This is a genomic window from Bacillus sp. GMs2/2, from assembly GCF_050172095.1.
GTDB lineage: Bacteria > Bacillota > Bacilli > Bacillales > Bacillaceae_G > Bacillus_A > Bacillus_A cereus.
Genome location: NZ_JBNLYE010000744.1, coordinates 1 through 1,024, shown reverse-complemented (window position 1 = coordinate 1,024; position 1,024 = coordinate 1). Strand labels below are relative to the sequence as shown.

Here is a 1,024-nt window from a genome sequence, read left to right as displayed (position 1 = left end):
TTTCCTTTTCATAGATGCTAAAATTATATATGCAGCTGCTAATATAAATGGAAAAAAGGAGATAATGGAGTATGGAAAGTAAAGTGGAACGCTATGTCGAAAATTATGTTGTAACGAAAAATACGATGGCCTTACTTCCTGTTATTCTAAGTGAAAAGAAAATTGTTACGCGAGTCGTTGAAATGAATGATTCTTTTTTCGTATTTCAAAAACCTCTAGATATTATAGAAAGAAGTTGCCGCAAGCATGGCTCTAGTTTCTTAGGCAGAAAAGAAGGAACGAAAGAGTTAACTCATATTACACATAAAGCACCGATTGCGATTAGTCCAGCAGATCAACTTTATTTTTTCCCTACCTATTCTTACTCTAGAAAAGAGTGCGCGTGGTTGTCTCATTTTTATATTGAAAGTAATAAAGAATTAAAAGATGGAAATCTTATTATTAGATTTATAAATGGCTTTGCTGTGAAATTAGAAATATCAAAAACTAGTTTTGAAAATCAACAAAATCGTACAGCGAAATTACGTACTGAATATGAAGATCGTAGGAAAAAACAAGGGAATCCTTGTTTTAAAGAGGTCGATAAAAAAGAGGAATCAACATTAAGACCCGCTTATGAGAAGGTGTATTTTGTTAGAGAAGAAGAAGTGTAATATAGAAAAAGCTGCCTCTAGAATGTTGCTTTAAGCGGCATTCTAGGACAGCTTTTTTGCTATTTAAATATTAATAAGTTTCTTCCTTACGGGCAGCATCCATCATAATGAAGATAGCTGATAAAATATGCAAAATCATTCCTACAAACGGAATCCATGCAAGGCAAGAAGTTACAATTCCTAGCACATTACCGTTAGCGCTCATATTAGCTTTTTTAGCCAATACTAAAGTAACAATATGTAATACTAGCATGAAAAGAAGTGGTAACCAAAGTAAAGAAACAACAATAGTTCCTCCGAGTACAGGTATTCCCAGTAAAGCCTCTAAGGCACCAGTAACCCATTTTAATAATTTTACTGTGTCTTTCAAA

General features: G+C 33.2%; 2 protein-coding genes. One reads left to right on the top strand and one right to left on the bottom strand.

The window, feature by feature from the left end:
- The first annotated feature begins 71 nt into the window (after positions 1 to 71).
- A complete protein-coding gene (locus ACQGS6_RS29210) occupies positions 72 to 653 on the top strand; it encodes a competence protein ComK (RefSeq protein ID WP_426966087.1) in 582 nt (193 codons plus the stop codon).
- A gap of 70 nt (positions 654 to 723) precedes the next feature.
- Here the strand turns inward: ACQGS6_RS29210 and ACQGS6_RS29205 are convergent, their stop codons facing one another.
- On the bottom strand, positions 724 to 1,023 hold the full coding sequence (locus ACQGS6_RS29205; RefSeq protein WP_000655757.1) for a hypothetical protein: 300 nt from the start codon (positions 1,021 to 1,023) through the stop codon (positions 724 to 726).
- Position 1,024 lies beyond the last annotated feature (1 nt).